The following is a 19,843-nucleotide window of genomic DNA, read 5'->3' on the forward strand; positions in this document are numbered from 1 at the left end:
ATGGTGACCGTCTACGGCGCCGACGCGTGCCCGGCCGGATGGCTGGCGGTGGGCCTCCGCGACGGCCGCTTCGCACAGGTACGGCTCATCACCACCCTGCGCTCCCTCCTGGTCGAGGCCGAGGCCGAGACTGAGACCGAGGCCGCGACCGAGGCCGACGGCGTCGCCGTCATCGCCGTGGACATGCCGCTGGGACTCCTCGACTCCGGGTGGCGGCGCGCGGACCGGGAGGCGGCAGCCCTGCTGGGACCCCGCAGGGGCAGCGTCTTCCCGGTGCCGCCGGGCGCGGTCTGGCAGGAGGCGGAGTACGACGGCGCGCGGCGCCGGTGCCGCGAACTCACCGGGGCCGGGCTGAGCCGCCAGACCTGGGCGCTCGCGCCCAAACTCCGGGAGGCGAACGCCTGTATCGCGGAGCCCGGGGGCGACCGGCTCTTCGAAGCACACCCGGAGGTGTCCTTCCGGGCCCTCGCGGGCGGGACGCCGCTCCTCGCCCGTAAGAAGAGCTGGGCAGGGCAGATGGCACGACGCTCGCTCCTCGCCGCGGCCGGCATCGTCCTCCCGGACGACCTGGGGGACGCCGGAAGCTCCCCACCGGACGACGTACTCGACGCGGCCGCCGCCGCGTGGACGGCCCACCGGATCGCCCGCGGCCGTGCGCACTCCCTTCCGGATCCTCCCGAGCACGACGCGGACGGGCGCCCGATCGCGATCTGGTACTGACCTGTGCCCCCAAGTGGACCTGCGTGGACTGGCTGCCGAACGTAAGCGGGCCGAGGAAGCAGAGCAGTTCCAGGCTCAAGCGGCTCCGCCGGGAAGCAGCGATGCGTCAGGCCCGTACCGACTATGCCGAGGCATTCCGCATCCGTGCGCTGGAAGCGCAGGAGAAGAGGTGGCGGCAGGCCGAACGGCTCTCCGCATACCTGAGTCAGGCGCGCGAGCGCGTTGACGCCATGCCGGACGGTACCGAGCGCACCGATGCCGAGGCGTGCGGTCTTCCGGGCTGCGGGCGGTACGCCGGGGATGAAGCAGGACGGGCCGGAGAGGGATCGGCGCCGCGGGCGGTGAGCCGATGCTGGCCCAGGCCGGAGCGGATGGAGGAGTGAACGCTCATGGCCCTGTGGGCCGTTGCGGTTTTGGCATGCACAAGAAAGGCCCTGACCGGCATCTCTGCAGGTCAGGGCCTTTAATTCCGGTGCCCCCGGCAGGATTCGAACCTGCGCACACGGCTCCGGAGGCCGTTGCTCTATCCCCTGAGCTACGGGGGCGTTGCCGCCGTTTCCTTGGCGACGGGTAGAACACTACCAGCTCCGATGGGGTGGTCATGAACGGGTTTTGCCGGAGGGGGCGGAGGTGGGGGGAGGGGCGTCTCTAGCGCATGTGGGGGGTGTGGCGGTGGTGGTCGGGGAAAGGTCCCTCGCATGAGGGCGGAAGTGGGCAAAGCCGGGACGGTGCCGCAGGTGGGCCCCTAGCCTCGTGGTGTGCCTGGCTTGTCCGGTCGGATCCTTGTGGTGGATGACAACAAGGTGATCCGGCAGTTGATCAGGGTCAATCTCGAGCTGGAGGGCTTCGAGGTGGTGACCGCGGCTGATGGTGCCGAATGTCTGGATGTCGTGCACCACGTGAGACCTGATGTCGTGACCCTGGATGTGGTGATGCCGCGGCTCGACGGGCTGCACACCGCGGCGCGGCTGCGGTCCGACCCCCGGACGTGGGACCTCCCGATCGTGATTGTCAGCGCGTGCGGCCAGGGCGAGGTGGACAACGGGGAGTCGGTCGGGATCGACGCGTTCCTGGCGAAGCCGTTCGAGCCGACGGAGCTGGTGCGGACGGTGGGGAAGCTGGTGCGTGAGGGGCGGCAGGAGGGCCTGCGGGAGGCGCGGCGCGGAGGGCTGCAAGGCCTGCAAGGGGGGCGGCAGCGGGAGCACGGGGGTGAACGCGGGGCCGAGCAGCAGCGGGAGGACGGCGGGGGAGGAGAGGACGCGGAGGGAGACCGGGACTGGGATCGCCACCGGGACCGGTCCTGGACCTAGGCCGCGATCGCGGCCTGGCGCCGGGCCGGGGCTGAGGGGAAGCGACCGGGGCGCGGGGTGGGAGGGCGGGGTCTCCCATACGCTTGTCTCGTGACTCCTGATGAGCTCTCCCGTGTCGTGCTGCGCTCCGTGCGTGGTGCCGTGGCGGAGCGGGAGCTCTCTGTGCCCGTGCCGGAGCGGATCGTGGTGGGGCAGCCGCCGCGGCCCGGCTGCGGGGACTACGCCTCCAATGTCGCGCTACAGCTCGCGGGGCCGGCGGGGCGGTCGGCCCGGGAGGTCGCCGAGATTCTGCGCAGGCGGCTGGCCGGCAGCCCGGGGATCGTCCGGGTCGAGGTCGCGGGGCCGGGATTTTTGAACTTCACCCTGGGGGACGGTGCGCAGGCCGCGGTCGTACGGGATGTGCTGGCGCAGGGGGAGCGTTACGGGATTCGGGGCCGGCATGAGGCGGGGGCGCTGGTTGTCGGTGGCGCGGCGGGCGCGGTGGTTGCCGGTGGGGCGGCGGGCGGTGGCGGGTCAGGCGCGCGTGAGGCTGTGGTGGCCGATGCGCTGGCGCGGGTCGAGGCGGCGGCCGGGCCGGCGGCCGGCCGGGACGGTGGTCGGCCGCCGGTTCTTGTTCCCGCTCCGTATGAGCTCGACGCGCTGACCGCCCGCCTGGGTGCCGACGAGGCGCGCTGGGTGCTGTTGCGTCCGGCCGCGCACGACCAGGTGCAGGTGCCGGAGCGGCCGGTGCAGCGGGAGAGCAATCCGCGCTTCCGGGTGCAGTACGCCTGCGCGCGCAGCCGGGCGATGGTGCGCAATGCCCGTGAGCTGGGTTTCGAGGCGGAGCCCGGGGACGTCGAGGAAGCCCGTCCGGGAGGGGAAGCCGGTCCGGGAGGGGAAGCCAGTCCGGCAGTGGCGGCAGGTTCGGCAGCGGAAGCCGGTTCGGCAGCGGAAGGCGGGGCCGCGTCGCGGGCCTTGTGTGCGCGGCTTGCCGGCTTCCCGTCCGTTGTCGAGGACGCCGCGCGACTGAGGGCGCCGGACCGGCTGGTGCGGCATCTGGAGGCGACGGCGGATGCGTACTTCCGGTGGCAGGACGTCTGTCCGCCGCTGCCCGTCGGGGAGGAGAAACCCTCGGCCGTGCACCGCGCCCGGCTGGCCCTCGCCGATGCCGCCGGAACGGTGCTCGCCAACGGCCTGCGTCTGCTCGGTATCTCCGCTCCTGAACACCTCTGATGAACACCTCCGATCTCCGGTGAACTGAACATCTCCGACGGACTGATACACCTCCGACGAACTGAACACCTCCGACGAACACCTCTGCACATGATTTTGAGGGGAACTCACCACCCATGAGCCGTTCCGCGCACCCCGCCGGGCCCCGGCATGGCGACGTACTGCCCGAGGGGCACTACGCCGGGCCGCCCGCCGATCTCAACAGCCTTGACCCGCGCGTCTGGTCCCGTACGGTCCGGCGCAACGAGGACGGTGTGGTCACCGTCGGCGGACGGGACGTCACCGCGCTCGCCGAGGAGTTCGGTACGCCGGCGTACTTCCTGGACGAGGCGGACTTCCGGGCGCGCTGCCGGGACTGGAAGGAGGCCTTCGGGCCGGGGGCCGACGTGTTCTACGCGGGGAAGGCCTTTCTGTCGCGCGCCCTCGTGCGGTGGCTGACCGAGGAGGGGCTCAACCTCGACGTGTGTTCCGGGGGTGAGCTGGCGACCGCGCTGGGCGCCGGGATGCCCGCGGAGCGGATCGCGCTGCACGGGAACAACAAGAGCACGGAGGAGATCACCCGGGCCGTGGAGGCGGGGGTGGGGCGGATCGTGCTCGACTCGTTCCAGGAGATCGTGCGGGTCGCGCGGATCGCGGAGAAGCTGGGCAAGCGGCAGCGGGTGCAGATCCGGGTGACGGTGGGCGTCGAGGCGCATACCCACGAGTTCATCGCGACCGCGCACGAGGACCAGAAGTTCGGGGTCGCGCTGGCGGGCGGGCAGGCCGCGGAGGCGGTGCGGCGTGCGCTGAAGCTGGACGGGCTCGAACTCATCGGGATTCACAGCCACATCGGGTCGCAGATCTTCGACATGGCGGGGTTCGAGGTGTCCGCCCGGCGGGTGGTGCAGCTGCTGGCCGCGGTGCGCGACGAGCACGGCATCGAGCTGCCGGAGATCGACCTCGGGGGCGGGCTCGGCATCGCGTACACGCCGGACGACGATCCGCGGGAGCCGCGGGAGATCGCCGCGGCGCTGCGCGACATCGTCGGCAAGGAGTGCGCGGCGGCGGGGCTGGCCGTGCCGCGGCTGTCGGTCGAGCCGGGGCGGGCCGTCGTGGGGCCCACGGCCTTCACGCTGTACGAGGTCGGCACGGTCAAGGAGCTGGCGGGGCTGCGGACGTACGTGTCCGTGGACGGCGGGATGTCGGACAACATCCGGACGGCGTTGTACGACGCGGAGTACAGCGTGGCGCTGGTGTCGCGGACGTCCGACGCCGAGCCGATGCTCTCGCGGGTGGTCGGCAAGCACTGCGAGAGCGGGGACATCGTGGTGCGGGACGCCTTCCTGCCGGCCGATGTGCGGCCGGGGGACCTGCTGGCGGTGCCGGCCACCGGGGCGTACTGCCGGTCCATGGCGAGCAACTACAACCACGCGCTGCGGCCGCCGGTCGTGGCCGTCAAGGACGGCGAGGCGCGGGTGATCGTCCGGCGGGAGACGGAGGAAGATCTTTTGCGGTTGGATGTCGGGTAGGGCCCGACGCCACACTCGCGCCGTCCGCACCTGCGGTGGCCTGGTCGTCAAGGCCCGGGGCCGGTTCACCGGGGCCCGGAACCGGATGAAATAAATGTCTCGGCATCTGGACGGAGGACGGAATCCGCCGTCCGGTGCGTGAGACTTGTGCAAGAGCACATGTCAAAAAAGAGCACATGTCGAAAATCGCTGGTCGATGAGAAGTAGAGGTCGAATGATGCGTACGCGTCCGCTGAAGGTGGCGCTCCTGGGCTGTGGTGTGGTCGGCTCAGAGGTGACGCGCATCATGACGACGCACGCGGACGACCTCGCGGCCCGCATCGGCGCGCCCGTGGAGCTCGCCGGGATCGCGGTGCGCCGCCCCGACAAGGTGCGCGACGGCGTCCCGGCGGAGCTGGTCACCACCGACGCGACCGCGCTCGTCAAACGCGGCGACATCGACGTCGTGATCGAGGTCATCGGCGGTATCGAGCCGGCCCGGACGCTGATCACCACCGCGTTCGAGCACGGCGCGAGCGTGGTGTCGGCGAACAAGGCCCTGGTCGCGGCGGACGGCGCGGCGCTGCACGCGGCCGCCGAGGCCAACGGCGCGGACCTCTACTACGAGGCCGCCGTCGCGGGGGCGATTCCGCTGGTGCGGCCGCTGCGGGAGTCGCTGGCCGGCGACAAGGTCAACCGGGTCCTCGGCATCGTCAACGGCACCACCAACTTCATCCTCGACAAGATGGACGCGACCGGCGCCGGCTACAGCGAGGCGCTGGACGAGGCGACCGCGCTGGGGTACGCGGAGGCCGACCCGACCGCCGATGTCGAGGGGTTCGACGCCGCCGCCAAGGCCGCGATCCTGGCCGGTATCGCCTTCCACACCCGGGTGACCATCGACGATGTGCACCGCGAGGGCCTGACGGAGGTCACCGCGTCCGACATCGCCTCCGCCCGGCGGATGGGCTGCACGGTCAAGCTGCTGGCGATCTGCGAGCGGGCGGCGGACGGCGCGTCCGTCACGGCGCGGGTGCACCCGGCGATGATCCCGCTGACGCATCCGCTGGCCTCGGTCCGCGAGGCGTACAACGCGGTCTTCGTGGAGGCCGAGGCGGCCGGTCAGTTGATGTTCTACGGGCCGGGTGCGGGCGGTGCGCCGACCGCCTCCGCGGTCCTCGGCGACCTGGTCGCGGTCTGCCGCAACAAGCTCGCCGGTGCCACCGGCCCGGGCGAGTCCGCGTACACCCGACTGCCGGTCAGCCCCATGGGCGAGGTCGTCACGCGGTACCACATCAGTCTCGACGTGGCCGACAAGCCGGGCGTCCTGGCGCAGGTCGCGACGGTCTTCGCCGAGCACGGTGTATCGATCGACACGGTGCGCCAGACGGGCAAGGACGGGGAGGCGTCCCTCGTCGTCGTCACCCACCGGGCGGCCGACGCGGCGCTGTCGTCGACCGTCGGCGCGCTGCGCGAGCTGGACACCGTCCGCGGTGTCGCCAGCATCATGCGGGTTGAAGGGGAGTAGAGGAACCCATGTCTGCCAAGTCCACCGCGAGCCGTCAGTGGCGCGGAATCATCGAGGAATACCGTGACCGGCTTCCGGTCGGTGACACGACCGAGGTCGTCACGCTGCGGGAGGGCGGCACGCCGCTCGTACCGGCGCAGGTGCTCTCCGAGCGCACCGGCTGTGAGGTGCATCTCAAGGTCGAGGGCGCCAACCCCACCGGCTCCTTCAAGGACCGGGGCATGACGATGGCCATCACCCGCGCCAAGGAGGACGGCGCCAAGGCCGTGATCTGCGCCTCCACCGGCAACACCTCGGCCTCGGCCGCCGCCTACGCGGTCCGGGCCGGCATGGTGTGCGCCGTGCTGGTCCCGCGGGGCAAGATCGCGCTCGGCAAGATGGGCCAGGCGCTGGTGCACGGCGCGAAGATTCTCCAGGTCGACGGGAATTTCGACGACTGCCTGACGCTGGCCCGGGGGCTGTCCGAGAACTACCCGGTCGCACTTGTGAACTCCGTGAACCCGGTACGGATCGAGGGCCAGAAGACCGCCGCCTTCGAGATCGTCGACATGCTCGGCGACGCGCCGGACATCCATGTGCTGCCGGTCGGCAACGCCGGCAACATCACCGCGTACTGGAAGGGCTACCGGGAGTACGCGGCCGACGGGATCGCCGGCCGCACCCCGCGGATGTGGGGCTTCCAGGCCTCCGGCAGCGCGCCGATCGTGCGGGGCGAGGTGGTCAAGGACCCGCACACCATCGCCACCGCGATCCGCATCGGCAACCCCGCCTCGTGGGCGTACGCGGAGCGCGCGCGGGACGAGTCCGGCGGCTTCATCGACGACGTGACCGACCGTCAGATCCTGGCCGCGTACCGGCTGTTGGCCGCGCAGGAGGGCGTCTTCGTGGAGCCCGCCTCGGCCGCCTCGGTCGCCGGTCTGCTCAAGGCCGCCGAGGAGGGCAAGGTCGACCCGGGCCAGCGCATCGTCTGCACGGTCACCGGCAACGGCCTCAAGGACCCGGACTGGGCGGTGGCCGGCGCGCCGCAGCCGGTCACGGTGCCGATCGACGCGGACGTCGCGGCCGAGCGCCTCGGTCTCGTCTAGGACCCGTGAGGGCCCGTCCGACGGGCCGCGGCGCCGGGTGCGGGGCGGTGAGCGTCCCGCACCCGGCGCTGCCGCGGGTCCCGCCACCCGCGACAGCAAATTGTGCAAAGGCCGCAAAGCCCGGCGAAGGCAGTGCCTGGTGAACCCGGGGCGCGGGAAGGTGTGCGACACGCATCGTGCGCCTCCTGTGCGCCCTATGTCGCGACAGAACCTTCCTTCGATAGGCTGGCAGTCAACTCCCCTCCCCACGGCATAACGCAGTGGTGTTCAGGGCAGGTCAGAACAGACCCCACGAGCCGGCCGGGCACCTCGGTGCCGCGGCGCTCCGGGGCAGTACCGCAGCATCAATCAAGGAGAGTCATCGAGCGATGGCCGGTCCCGCGTTCCGCGCCGCCGCCGTCCGGGTGCGCACCCCCGCTACCAGCGCCAATCTCGGCCCCGGCTTCGATGCCCTGGGACTTTCCCTGGGCCTGTACGACGACGTCGTGGTGCGCGTCGCCGACTCCGGGCTGCACATCGACATCGCGGGTGAGGGCGCCGACACCCTGCCGCGCGACGAGAACCACCTGCTCGTACGGTCGATGCGTACCGCCTTCGAGGTGCTCGGCGGACAGCCGCGGGGCCTGGAAATCGTCTGCGCCAACCGCATCCCGCACGGCCGTGGCCTGGGATCCTCCTCGGCCGCCATCTGCGCCGGTATCGTCGCCGCCCGCGCCGTGACGATAGGCGGCGAGCAGAAGCTCGACGACGCCGCGCTGCTGGAGCTGGCCACCGAGATCGAGGGCCACCCCGACAACGTCGCCGCCTGTCTGCTCGGCGGCTTCACGCTCGCCTGGATGGACACCGGCAGCGCCCGGGCGATCCGGATGGATCCCGCAGATTCCATCGTTCCGGTGGTCTTCGTACCGGAGAAGCCGGTGCTCACCGAGACCGCCCGCGGACTGCTGCCGCGCACCGTCCCGCATGTGGACGCCGCGGCCAACGCCGGTCGCGCCGCACTGCTCGTCGAGGCCCTGACCAGGCGCCCCGAGCTGCTGCTCGCCGCGACCGAGGACCGACTCCACCAGGATTACCGCACCCCGGCGATGCCGGAGAGCATGGCCCTGGTGAATCGACTGCGCGCGGACGGCGTCCCCGCAGTCGTGTCCGGTGCGGGCCCGACGGTGCTCGCGCTGGTCGATGACGCCGCGGCCGAGAAGGTCGCGGCACTGGCGGGAGAGGGGTGGGCGGCCAACCGGCTGACCCTCGACGCGGCAGGAGCGTGTGTGCTGCCGCTCGCCGGGTGATCACACGGTTGATCGACGATTGCCGGTCTTGGAGAGGGGGAATGTTTGTTGGATCCGGTAGTGTTAACCTCAAGTCAGTATCCGACGCCTGAGCGGCGCGGTACTTCGTGTCCCCCATCGGGACCACTTTCTTCCGGGAGCTTCCCCATCTGCTTGGAGCACATGGCCTGAGCAGAAGTGAGCACGCTCCGGAATCGGCGTGACGACATGGGCCACTCTGCATCTCTTCACGCCGGAGCCATGAACTGATCTTTCCGCCACTTCCGGCGGGACCACCGCCCCGGTCCGGTCCGCAACACCACAGGGACCCGGCCGGACAGCACAACCGGTCGCCGAGCCAGACAGGCCGACGCCCGCTCCAGGGAAGGACCCTTCGTGAGCGACACCACCGATCTGATGGGCGCGCGCACCGATGGCAGTGCCAACACGCCCGCCACGGACGCTCCCGCCGCGCCTGCAACCACACGTCGCCGCCGTTCCGGCACCGGCCTTGACGGCATGGTCCTGGCAGAGCTGCAGCAGGTCGCCTCAGGCCTCGGTATCAAGGGCACCGCGCGGATGCGCAAGAGCCAGCTGATCGAGGTCATCAAGGAGAGGCAGGCCGGGGGCACTCCCCAGGCCGGTTCGGGCACGGCCGCCAAGGCCGACGTGCCCGCCGAGACCCCGACCAAGCCCAAGCGCCGTACCACCTCCAAGGCCCGCACCGGTGAGGACACCGCGGAGCCGGCCGCCGCCAAGGCGGCGAAGTCCGGACGGGCCGCCAAGGCCGAGAAGGCCGCGGACCAGGCCGGCACCCAGCAGCAGATCGACATCCCCGGCCAGCCGGAGGGGGGCACCTCCCTGCTCGAGCGCGGCCGGGAGCTCGGGGGAGACGAGCAGCCGGCCGGCGAGCGCCGCCGGCGCCGGGCCACCGCCGCCGCGGGCAGCCCGGAGGCCTCGGGCGACCTCAAGACCGACACCAAGGCCGAGGCGAAGACCGAGGCCAAGACGGAGGCCAGGACCGAGACCGCCCCGCAGGAGACCGGCGAGGGCCGGTCCGGCAGGGCCGAGCGCCAGGACCGTGGCGAGCGCCAGGACCGCGGTCAGAAGGGTGAGCGCGGCCGTCGCGACCGTGACCGCGACCGCGACCGCCGCAAGGGTGACGCCGGCGACGGCGGCCAGGGTGGTCAGGGCGGCCAGCGCCAGCGGGACCGCCGGGACGACGACGACGACTTCGAGGGCGGCCGGCGCGGCCGTCGCGGCCGCTACCGCGACCGCCGGGGCCGCCGCGGCCGCGACGACTTCGGCAACGAGCCGCAGATCGCCGAGGACGATGTCCTGATCCCGGTCGCCGGCATCCTCGACATCCTCGACAACTACGCGTTCATCCGGACCTCCGGCTACCTGCCCGGCCCGAACGACGTCTACGTCTCCCTCGCCCAGGTCCGCAAGAACGGCCTGCGCAAGGGCGACCACGTCACCGGCGCGGTCCGGCAGCCCAAGGACGGCGAGCGCCGCGAGAAGTTCAACGCGCTGGTCCGGCTCGACTCGGTCAACAGCATGGCGCCCGAACAGGGCCGCGGGCGGCCGGAGTTCAACAAGCTGACGCCCCTTTACCCGCAGGAGCGCCTGCGCCTGGAGACCGAGCCGGGCGCGCTGACGACCCGGATCATCGACCTGGTCTCGCCGATCGGCAAGGGCCAGCGCGGTCTGATCGTGGCCCCGCCGAAGACCGGCAAGACCATGATCATGCAGGCGATCGCGAACGCCATCACCCGCAACAGCCCCGAGTGCCACCTGATGGTCGTCCTCGTCGACGAGCGTCCCGAAGAGGTCACCGACATGCAGCGGTCGGTCAAGGGCGAGGTCATCTCCTCGACCTTCGACCGTCCCGCCGAGGACCACACCACGGTCGCGGAGCTGGCCATCGAGCGCGCCAAGCGCCTGGTGGAGCTGGGCCACGATGTGGTCGTCCTGCTGGACTCGATCACCCGTCTGGGCCGCGCGTACAACCTCGCCGCGCCGGCCTCGGGCCGCATCCTGTCCGGTGGTGTCGACTCCACCGCGCTCTACCCGCCGAAGAAGTTCTTCGGTGCCGCGCGCAACATCGAGGACGGCGGCTCGCTGACCATCCTGGCCACCGCGCTGGTCGAGACCGGCTCGCGGATGGACGAGGTGATCTTCGAGGAGTTCAAGGGCACCGGCAACATGGAGCTCAAGCTCGACCGGAAGCTCTCGGACAAGCGCATCTTCCCGGCGGTGGACGTGGACGCGTCCAGCACCCGTAAGGAAGAGATCCTGCTCGGCAGCGACGAGCTGGCGATCGTCTGGAAGCTGCGCCGGGTGCTGCACGCCCTGGACCAGCAGCAGGCGATCGAGCTGCTGCTGGACAAGATGAAGCAGACCAAGTCCAACGCGGAGTTCCTGCTCCAGATCCAGAAGACGACGCCGACCGCGGGCAACGGCAACGACTGACGCCCCCTTCGCGCCCCGGCGCCGTCACCACCGCCCCCCTCGCCCCTACGGGTGAGGGGGGCGCTGTGCTGGGCGGGCCCGTCCGGTGCGCCGCGCCGGAGAGCCCCGGGCGCCGCCCGGCCTGAGACCTTCCGCACAGATCCCGTTGCGGCGAACACTTTCGGCCATGGCCGAAAACGGGACGAAAGGCCAGGTGAGCGGGGTGGGGCCGGAGCGCGGCCGGCCACCGCGCGCGGCCTTTTCTAAGAATTCGCTCATCTTTCGCTGTGCAACCCTTCCCGTCGACCCCCCGTCTGACAAGGCGCAACGTGCCGTGACAGCCCGCAGCACGACGGCGGCGGGGGTGGGCCGCGTCTCCAGGGCCGGGCCGAGCGAGCGAACGAGGACTGAGGAGCAGATGGCGGACAGCAACGGGACCGCGACGGCCGAACGCCGTTCCCGCGGCATACGTGCCACCGGCCGCCGGCGCAAGGCACCCAGCCGGCGCCGCCGAGTACTCACCGTCTCCCTGTGCGCGCTGGCCAGCGTCGTACTGCTCGGCGGCGCCGGACTCGGATACGTCTACTACCAGCTCAACGGCAACCTGAAGGGCGTCGACATCAACGCCGCCCTCGGCACCGACCGGCCCCAGAACATCGACGACGGCTCGATGGACATCCTCGTCATGGGATCCGACTCACGCGCCGGCAAGAACAGCGACTACGGCCGGGACGAGGGCGGCGCCCGCTCCGACACGGCGATGATCGTGCACATCTACAAGGGCCACAAGAAGGCCAGTGTCGTCGGCATCCCGCGCGACACTCTCGTCGAGCGGCCCGACTGCACCGTCAAGGGCAGGACCGTTCCCGGGCAGCGGCGGGCGATGTTCAACACCGCCTACGAGGTCGGCGGCGCGCCCTGCGCCGTGAAGACCGTCGAGACGATGAGTAAGATCCGGATGGACCACTTCATCGAGGTGGACTTCACCGGCTTCAAGAAACTCATCGACGCGCTCGGCGGAGTGGGCATCACCACCACCAAGTCGATCGACGACGAGTACAGCCACCTGCACCTGAAACCGGGCAAGCACACCCTCGACGGCGAGCAGGCCCTCGGCCTCGTGCGCACCCGGCACGGCGTCCCCGGCGGCGACGGCAGCGACCTGGGCCGCATCCAGCTCCAGCAGGCGTTCATCAAGGCCCTGATGAACCAGGTCAAGAGCATCGGGCTGCTCACCAGCCCCACCAAGCTCTACAACATCGCGGAAACCGCCACCAAGGCCATCACCACCGACACCGAGCTCAACTCGGTCGGCGAGCTCACCGGCCTGGCCAAGAGCCTGGGCGGCATCGGCTCGGAGAACGTCGACATGGTGACCCTCCCGGTGACGGGCGACACCATCGACAAGGACCGCGTGGTGCCGCTGGAGCGGCAGTCCCAGCAGGTCTGGCAGGCGCTGCACCAGGACAAGGACATCCCCAAGTCCGCGATCCAGGGCTCGGCCGGCGACAAGGGCGGCACCGGCAACTACGTGAAGTAGCCGACCGGCCCGCTACGTGAAGCAGCCGTGCCCGGCCCGCTACGTGAAGTGGCCGGAAGTCGGCGCACCGTGACGCCCGGGCCCCCGGCGGGCCCCTGAAGGGCCGGGAATAGTTGCGCGGGTCCCCCGGTTTTGGGAGATGCGGCTAGTCCTGGCAGACTGGACCGTCGGCCCCGGTTCACGTGACGCAACCCGCGACACGACCCGGTGCACTCCCGAACCTAGGAGAATCCCTTGAAGCGCGACATCCACCCGGAGTACGTCGAGACCCAGGTCAGCTGCACCTGTGGCGCGTCCTTCACCACCCGTAGCACCGTTGCCGGCGGCGCCATCCGCGCCGACATCTGCTCCGAGTGCCACCCGTTCTACACCGGCAAGCAGAAGATCCTGGACACGGGCGGCCGCGTGGCCCGCTTCGAGGCCCGCTTCGGCAAGGCCGCCACTGCCAAGAAGTAGCGACTCTCAAGGCGCCGGTTCCTGGTCGCCCCTGCCCAGGGGTGACCGGACCGGCGTCTTTGTTTCGTCGTAGCCATCGTCAGCAGCCACCAGGTCAGCCAGCCAGCAGCCACAGCCAGCAGAGGAACCCACGATGTTCGAGGCGGTCGAAGAACTGATCGGCGAGCACGCCGATCTCGAAAAGCGGCTGGCCGACCCCGCGGTCCACGCCGACCAGCGCGAGGCCATGCGCCTCAACAAGCGCTACGCCGAGCTGTCCCCGATCATCGCCACGTACCGCGCCTGGAAGCAGACCGGCGAGGACATCGAGACCGCACGCGAACTGGCCGCGGACGACCCGGACTTCGCCGACGAGGTCAAGGAGCTCGACGCCCGCCGCGAGGAGCTCACCGAGAAGCTGCGGCTGCTGCTCGTCCCGCGCGACCCCAGCGACGACAAGGACGTCATCCTCGAGGTCAAGGCCGGTGAGGGCGGCGAGGAGTCCGCGCTGTTCGCCGGCGACCTGCTGCGGATGTACCTGCGCTACGCCGAGCGGGTCGGCTGGAAGACCGAGATCCTCGACGCCAACGAGTCCGACCTCGGCGGCTACAAGGACGTCCAGGTCGCCGTGAAGACCAAGGGCGGGGGCGGTGCCACCGAGCCCGGCCAGGGCGTCTGGGCGCGGCTGAAGTACGAGGGCGGGGTGCACCGCGTCCAGCGCGTGCCCGCCACCGAGTCGCAGGGCCGCATCCACACCTCCGCGGCCGGTGTGCTGGTCACCCCCGAAGCCGAGGAGGTCGAGGTCGAGATCGTCGCCAACGACCTGCGGATCGACGTCTACCGCTCCTCCGGGCCCGGCGGCCAGTCCGTCAACACCACCGACTCCGCGGTGCGCATCACCCACCTGCCCACCGGCATCGTCGTCTCCTGCCAGAACGAGAAGAGCCAGCTCCAGAACAAGGAGCAGGCGATGCGCATCCTGCGCTCCCGGCTGCTGGCCGCCGCCCAGGAGGAGGCCGAGCGGGAGGCCTCGGACGCCCGGCGCAGCCAGGTCCGCACGGTCGACCGCTCCGAGCGCATCCGCACCTACAACTTCCCGGAAAACCGCATTTCGGACCACCGGGTGGGCTTCAAGGCGTACAACCTGGACCAGGTGCTCGACGGCGAGCTGGACCCGGTCATCCAGGCGTGCGTGGACGCCGACGCGGCGGCCAAGCTCGCCGCCGCGCAGTAGGCCGACCGGAACCCGCGCCACCATGGACCAGTAAGACCCGTAGACCCGTAAGACCTGTAAGAGACCCTGTACGTAACGGCCGGAGACCGTATCCCCGGGGCTGAGAGACCAGCGGCCGACGCCGCCGGCCCCGGAGCCCGGCCGACGAAGACGCAGCACTAGGAGGAAGGGCCCGTGAACCTGCTGCTCGCCGAGGTGGCCCAGGCCACCCAGCGGCTGGCCGACGCCGGCGTGCCCTCTCCGCGCTTCGACGCCGAGGAGCTCGCCGCGCATGTGCACGGCGTCAAACGAGGCGCCCTGCACCTGGTCCCCGACGCGGACTTCGACGCCCGCTACTGGGAGGCGATCGCCCGCCGCGAGGCGCGGGAGCCGCTCCAGCACATCACCGGCCGGGCGTTCTTCCGCTACCTGGAACTCCACGTCGGGCCGGGAGTGTTCGTCCCCCGGCCGGAGACCGAGTCGGTGGTCGGCTGGGCGATAGACGCCGTACGGGCCATGGACGTCGTCGAGCCGCTCATCGTCGACCTGTGCACCGGCTCCGGGGCGATCGCGCTGGCGCTGGCACAGGAGGTGCCGCGCTCGCGGGTACACGCCGTGGAGCTCTCCGAGGAGGCCCTGGGCTACGCCCGCAAGAACGTCGAGGGGTCCCGCGTCGTTCTCCATCAGGGCAATGCGCTGACCGCGCTCCCCGAACTGGACGGCCAGGTCGACCTGGTCGTCTCCAACCCGCCGTACATCCCGCTGACCGAGTGGGAGTACGTCGCACCCGAGGCGCGCGACCACGACCCCGAGCTCGCGCTGTTCTCGGGCGAGGACGGCCTGGACACGATCCGAGGCATCGAGCGGACCGCGCACCGGCTGCTGCGGCCCGGCGGTGTGGTCGTCGTCGAGCACGCCGACACCCAGGGCGGGCAGGTGCCGTGGATCTTCGCCGAGGAGCGGGGCTGGGCCGACGCGGCCGACCACCCCGACCTCAACAACCGGCCCCGTTTCGCCACCGCGCGCCGGGTGACGCCATGACGCCCGCCGCCCCGATGAACCCCCCAACCGTTCGGTACCAGGAGGACCGCTAATGTCACGGCGATACGACTGCAGCGACGCGACCGACCGCGCGACCGGTCTGCGCGAGGCCGCCGCGGCCGTCCGCCGCGGTGAACTGGTCGTGCTGCCGACCGACACCGTCTACGGCATCGGTGCGGACGCCTTCAGCCCGGAGGCGGTCACCGACCTGCTGGCGGCCAAGGGCCGCGGCCGCGGGATGCCCTCCCCGGTCCTCGTCGGATCCCCCAACACTCTGCACGGTCTGGTCACCGACTTTTCCGAGCAGGCCTGGGAGCTGGTCGACGCCTTCTGGCCCGGCGCCCTCACCCTCGTCGCCCGGCACCAGCCGTCGCTGGCCTGGGACCTGGGCGAGACCCGCGGCACGGTCGCGGTGCGCATGCCGCTGCACCCGGTCGCCATCGAGCTGCTGACCGAGTTCGGCCCCATGGCCGTCTCCAGCGCCAACCTCACCGGCCACCCGGCCCCGCAGGACTGCGACGCCGCGCAGGAGATGCTGGGCGACTCGGTCTCCGTGTACCTCGACGGCGGACCCACGCCCGCCGCGGTGCCGTCCTCGATCGTCGATGTCACCGGCAAGGTGCCCGTACTGCTCCGCGAAGGCGCGGTCAGCGCGGACGACCTGCGATCGGTGGTACCCGAGCTCGAGGTGGCCAATTGATGCCGCCCCTGGGGCGTGGCATAGCGGGACCAGGCGACCACCACCCGGTACCCCCGGCGTCCGCCTTCCGGATCCTCCACGTCAGCACCGGCAACGTCTGCCGCTCGCCGATCACCGAGCGGCTGCACCGCCATGCCCTGCAGCGGCGGCTCGGCGGGGCGCACAGTGGTGGGCTGGTCGTGGAGAGCGCCGGCACCTGGGGGCACGAGGGCGCCCCGATGGAGGCGCACGCCGCCACGGTGCTCGGGGACTACGGCGCCGACCCGGCCGGCTTCATCGGCCGCGAGCTGCTCGACGAGCACGTCATCCGCGCCGACCTGGTGCTCACCGCGACCCGCGACCACCGGGCCCAGGTCATCTCGATGGGCCACTCGGCGGGGCTGCGTACCTTCACCCTCAAGGAGTTCAACCGGCTGGTGCGGGCCATAGACCCCGCCACGCTGCCCGAGCCCGACCCGGACCTGCCGGACGGCGGCCTGGTCGAGCGGGCCCGTGCGCTGGTCGGAGCCGCCGCGGCGCTGCGCGGCTGGCTGCTGGCGCCCAACCCGGAGTCCGACGAGGTCCACGACCCCTACGGCGCCCCCATCACCTTCTTCCGGTCCATCGGCGACGAGATCAACCAGGCCCTGGACCCGGTCGTCACGGCCCTCACGGGCGTCCCGGCCCGAGCCTGACGCGGACGCGGAGGCGGGAATACAGCCCGCCCCTCGCCGGTTGTGGCCTCGCAGGGGGCCCTCGCGTCCCCTAGGGGATCTGTTCGACCAACCCGTAAGGGCCGTCTCCCCCACCCGGTCCCGGCGGGCCGGTGGTGTACACCGCGCCCGATCGGCGGACCGCGCCTACATTGGGACGTGAGTCCGTACGAGGCCCGGAGCCAGCCCATGTGCGCCACTACCGCGTCACCCCGCAGCGAGTCCTCGGCCGGCCGTGGTCCGGCCGCCGGGACGGTCGAGGAACGGGCCCGGGCGGCCGCTCCCGACGGCGCCACCCGGCCGGCCGGCGGACCGGACTTCGCCGCGCTGCTGAGCCAGGACCCGGAGATCGCCGGCGTCCTGCTCGGCGAGAGCGCCCGGCAGTGCGACGGACTGCAGCTGATCGCCGCGGAGAACTTCACCTCACCGGCCGTGCTGGCCGCGCTCGGCTCCCCGCTGGGCAACAAGTACGCCGAGGGCTATCCGGGAGCCCGGCACCACGGTGGCTGCGAGATCGTCGACCTCGCCGAGCGGATCGCGGTGGAGCGCGCCAAGGCCCTGTTCGGTGCCGAACACGCCAACGTCCAGTCCCACTCCGGGTCTTCGGCCGTCCTGGCCGCCTATGCCGCCCTGCTGCGCCCCGGTGACACCGTCCTGGCGATGTCCCTGCCGCACGGCGGGCACCTCACCCACGGATCGCCCGCCAACTTCTCCGGCCGCTGGTTCCACTTCGTCGGCTACGGCGTCGACGAGGAGACCGGGCTGCTGGACTACGACGCGATCGCCGGCCTGGCCCGATCCCACCGGCCCAAGGCGATCGTCTGCGGCTCGATCTCCTACCCCCGGCACATCGACTACGCCGCCTTCCGTGATATCGCCGACGAGACCGGCGCGTATCTGATCGCGGACGTCGCGCACCCGCTCGGGCTGATCGCCGGGGGAGCGGCGCCCAGCCCGGTCCCGTACGCGCATGTGGTCTGCGGTACCACCCACAAGGTGCTGCGCGGTCCGCGCGGCGGGATGATCCTGTGCGGCGCCGGGCTCGCCGAGCGGATCGACCGTGCGGTCTTCCCGTTCACCCAGGGGGGTGCGCAGATGAACGCGATCGCCGCCAAGGCCGTCGCCTTCCGGGAGGCCGCCGCGCCCGGCTTCCGTACGTACGCCCGTCAGGTGGCCGCCAACGCCGGGACGCTCGCCGGGGCGCTGGCCGGGCAGGGGCTGGCGATCACCACCGGCGGTACGGACACCCACATGATCACCGCCGACCCCGCCCCCCTCGGGCTGGACGCGCGGACCGCCCGCGGCCGGCTGGCGGCGGCCGGGATCGTGCTGGACACCTGCGCACTGCCCGGCGCCGACGCGGCCGCGGACCGGCGCATCGGTCTGCGGCTGGGCACCGCCGCGGTGACGACCCAGGGGATGGGGGAGCCGGAGATGGCGACGGTCGCCGAGCTGATGGCGGCGGCGCTGCGGGAGGACGGCACGGTCCGCGCCCGGACCGCCGCCCTGGTCCACGGATTCCCGCCGTACCCCGTTCAGGGGTGAGCCGGCGGGAGCCGGTCCCGCGCGAGTGGCGGAAATCCGGCCATGGGGGACGGGCGGGAACCGTCCATGAGCGGGGCGCGTCTTGTCCCGTATTCGCGGTTCCGGCATTCCGCGGCTCCTGTGTTCACGGCCGGGGGTCCGACACGCATAGGGTGTGGGGCTGTGATGGCCAGCTATACCTGTGGGGCAGCCTGTGCGTGAATACCTGCTGACGCTGTGCGTCACGGCCGCGGTCACCTATCTGCTGACCGGGCCGGTGCGGAAGTTCGCGATCGCGGCCGGTGCGATGCCGGAGATCCGTGCGCGTGATGTGCACCGTGAGCCGACACCACGGCTCGGCGGGATCGCGATGTTCGGCGGGCTGTGCGCCGGTCTGCTGGTCGCCGCGCATCTGACCAACCTCAAGAGCGTCTTCGACTCCAACGAGCCCCGGGCGCTGCTGTCCGGTGCCGCGCTGATCTGGATCCTCGGCGTACTGGACGACAAGTGGGGCGTGGACGCGCTGGTCAAGCTGGGCGGCCAGATGATCGCCGCGGGTGTGATGGTGCTCCAGGGACTGACGATCCTGTGGATCCCGGTCCCCGGCGTCGGCACGGTCTCGCTCACCCCGATGCAGGGCACGCTGCTGACCGTCGCACTGGTCGTGATCACGATCAACGCGGTGAACTTCGTGGACGGCCTCGACGGGCTGGCCTCCGGCATGGTGTGCATCGCCGCCGCCGCGTTCTTCATGTACGCGTACCGGATGTGGTTCGGGTACGGCATCGAGGCGGCCGCGCCCGCAACGCTGTTCTCGGTCGTCCTGATGGGGATGTGCCTGGGCTTCCTGCCACACAACATGCACCCGGCCCGGATCTTCATGGGGGACTCGGGGTCGATGCTGATCGGTCTGGTGATGGCGGCCGGCGCGGTCTCGGTGACCGGCCAGGTCGACCCGGACGCGTTCAACCAGAAGGCGGGCGGTCTGCGCGAGGCCACCCACGCGATGGTGCCGGTCTACATCCCGCTGCTGTTGCCGCTGACGGTGATCGCGGTGCCGGTCGCCGACCTGATCCTGGCGATCGTGCGGCGGACGTGGAAGGGCCAGTCGCCGTTCGCCGCCGACCGCGGGCATCTGCACCACCGGCTGCTGGAAATCGGCCATTCGCACAGCCGGGCGGTGCTGATCATGTACTTCTGGTCGGCGCTGATCGCGTTCGGCGCGGTCGCCTACTCGGCGAACAACGCCAGCATGTGGATCGTTCTGGGCATCGTCCTGCTGAGCGCGGTGGGCCTGGTGCTGCTCCTGCTGCCGCGCTTCACCCCGCGGGCGCCGCGCTGGGCCGAGCGGATGGTGCCGCCCCGCTACCGCAGGGTGGTCCGTACGGCGGGGGCGGCGGAGACCGACGGCTCCGCCGGCGGGGCGCCGGAGGCGGAACGGGAGCGCGCATCGGTCCCGGCGGGCGTGCACGGGGCCACCGCGATCGGCGACCGGTCACGTTTTGTGGACCGGCGGAAGGCGAGCAGTCACCGCTGAGCCTCGTGGTTCGATCGCTCGAACGAGGGGCGAAAGCCAGCTCGATTGACCGAATACCAGACAAAAATCTGGCCGTCAGTGCACCAACGCGCACGTTCAC

17 protein-coding genes and 1 tRNA gene are annotated in these 19,843 nt (G+C 71.4%); 17 read left to right on the forward strand and 1 reads right to left on the reverse strand.

Annotated elements, in window-relative coordinates; translation table 11 throughout:
• Positions 1–720: a DUF429 domain-containing protein gene (locus AZE13_RS03740; RefSeq protein ID WP_066926694.1), complete on the forward strand. Its 720-nt coding sequence runs from the start codon at positions 1–3 to the stop codon at positions 718–720.
• A gap of 23 nt (positions 721–743) precedes the next feature.
• Positions 744–1,103, forward strand: coding sequence for a hypothetical protein (locus AZE13_RS03745; RefSeq protein ID WP_147264601.1), 360 nt, complete (start codon positions 744–746; stop codon positions 1,101–1,103).
• Positions 1,104–1,193: 90 nt separating this feature from the next.
• Here the strand turns inward: AZE13_RS03745 and AZE13_RS03750 are convergent.
• Positions 1,194–1,265 (reverse strand) — tRNA-Arg (locus tag AZE13_RS03750).
• A 243-nt stretch (positions 1,266–1,508) separates the two neighbouring features.
• Between AZE13_RS03750 and AZE13_RS03755 the strand changes: the two genes are divergently transcribed.
• The 15 genes from AZE13_RS03755 to AZE13_RS03825 all read left to right on the forward strand — a co-directional run bounded on the left by AZE13_RS03755 (position 1,509) and on the right by AZE13_RS03825 (position 19,743).
• A complete protein-coding gene (locus AZE13_RS03755; protein WP_398780092.1) occupies positions 1,509–2,030 on the forward strand; it encodes a response regulator in 522 nt (173 codons plus the stop codon).
• A gap of 90 nt (positions 2,031–2,120) precedes the next feature.
• On the forward strand, positions 2,121–3,242 hold the full coding sequence (nrtL, locus tag AZE13_RS03760; protein WP_066926698.1) for an ArgS-related anticodon-binding protein NrtL: 1,122 nt from the start codon (positions 2,121–2,123) through the stop codon (positions 3,240–3,242).
• 116 nt (positions 3,243–3,358) lie between these two features.
• Positions 3,359–4,750: a diaminopimelate decarboxylase gene (lysA, locus tag AZE13_RS03765; RefSeq protein WP_066926700.1), complete on the forward strand. Its 1,392-nt coding sequence runs from the start codon at positions 3,359–3,361 to the stop codon at positions 4,748–4,750.
• Between the two features lie 214 nt (positions 4,751–4,964).
• Complete coding sequence (locus AZE13_RS03770; protein WP_066926702.1) at positions 4,965–6,257, forward strand: homoserine dehydrogenase; 1,293 nt, start codon at positions 4,965–4,967, stop codon at positions 6,255–6,257.
• Between the two features lie 8 nt (positions 6,258–6,265).
• Positions 6,266–7,342 (forward strand): threonine synthase, encoded by a 1,077-nt coding sequence (gene thrC, locus AZE13_RS03775; protein WP_066926704.1) that lies wholly within the window; start codon positions 6,266–6,268, stop codon positions 7,340–7,342.
• Between the two features lie 368 nt (positions 7,343–7,710).
• Entirely contained in the window at positions 7,711–8,628 is a 918-nt protein-coding gene (gene thrB, locus AZE13_RS03780) for a homoserine kinase (RefSeq protein ID WP_066926706.1), read from the forward strand.
• 375 nt (positions 8,629–9,003) lie between these two features.
• Positions 9,004–11,082: a transcription termination factor Rho gene (rho, locus tag AZE13_RS03785; protein WP_066926709.1), complete on the forward strand. Its 2,079-nt coding sequence runs from the start codon at positions 9,004–9,006 to the stop codon at positions 11,080–11,082.
• A 397-nt stretch (positions 11,083–11,479) separates the two neighbouring features.
• Entirely contained in the window at positions 11,480–12,601 is a 1,122-nt protein-coding gene (locus AZE13_RS03790) for an LCP family protein (protein ID WP_066926711.1), read from the forward strand.
• Between the two features lie 234 nt (positions 12,602–12,835).
• Complete coding sequence (gene rpmE, locus AZE13_RS03795) at positions 12,836–13,057, forward strand: 50S ribosomal protein L31 (protein ID WP_066926713.1); 222 nt, start codon at positions 12,836–12,838, stop codon at positions 13,055–13,057.
• 133 nt (positions 13,058–13,190) lie between these two features.
• Positions 13,191–14,270, forward strand: coding sequence for a peptide chain release factor 1 (gene prfA / locus AZE13_RS03800; RefSeq protein ID WP_066926715.1), 1,080 nt, complete (start codon positions 13,191–13,193; stop codon positions 14,268–14,270).
• A gap of 174 nt (positions 14,271–14,444) precedes the next feature.
• Complete coding sequence (prmC, locus tag AZE13_RS03805; protein ID WP_066926717.1) at positions 14,445–15,290, forward strand: peptide chain release factor N(5)-glutamine methyltransferase; 846 nt, start codon at positions 14,445–14,447, stop codon at positions 15,288–15,290.
• A 52-nt stretch (positions 15,291–15,342) separates the two neighbouring features.
• On the forward strand, positions 15,343–15,990 hold the full coding sequence (locus AZE13_RS03810; protein WP_066926719.1) for an L-threonylcarbamoyladenylate synthase: 648 nt from the start codon (positions 15,343–15,345) through the stop codon (positions 15,988–15,990).
• The gene (locus tag AZE13_RS03815) at positions 15,990–16,664 is read left to right on the forward strand and encodes a protein-tyrosine-phosphatase (protein WP_181690236.1); all 675 of its coding nucleotides are present in this window, start codon (positions 15,990–15,992) and stop codon (positions 16,662–16,664) included. The genes AZE13_RS03810 and AZE13_RS03815 overlap by 1 nt, the downstream gene beginning before the upstream one ends.
• A gap of 207 nt (positions 16,665–16,871) precedes the next feature.
• Positions 16,872–18,227 carry a serine hydroxymethyltransferase gene (gene glyA / locus AZE13_RS03820; RefSeq protein ID WP_066926721.1) on the forward strand — a complete coding sequence of 452 codons (1,356 nt, stop codon included), beginning with the start codon at positions 16,872–16,874 and terminating at the stop codon, positions 18,225–18,227.
• A 181-nt stretch (positions 18,228–18,408) separates the two neighbouring features.
• Positions 18,409–19,743 carry an MraY family glycosyltransferase gene (locus AZE13_RS03825; RefSeq protein WP_079123653.1) on the forward strand — a complete coding sequence of 445 codons (1,335 nt, stop codon included), beginning with the start codon at positions 18,409–18,411 and terminating at the stop codon, positions 19,741–19,743.
• Positions 19,744–19,843: the final 100 nt, after the last annotated feature.

It is taken from the genome of Streptomyces sp. NBRC 110611, assembly GCF_001590865.1.
Classification (GTDB): Bacteria; Actinomycetota; Actinomycetes; order Streptomycetales; family Streptomycetaceae; genus Streptomyces.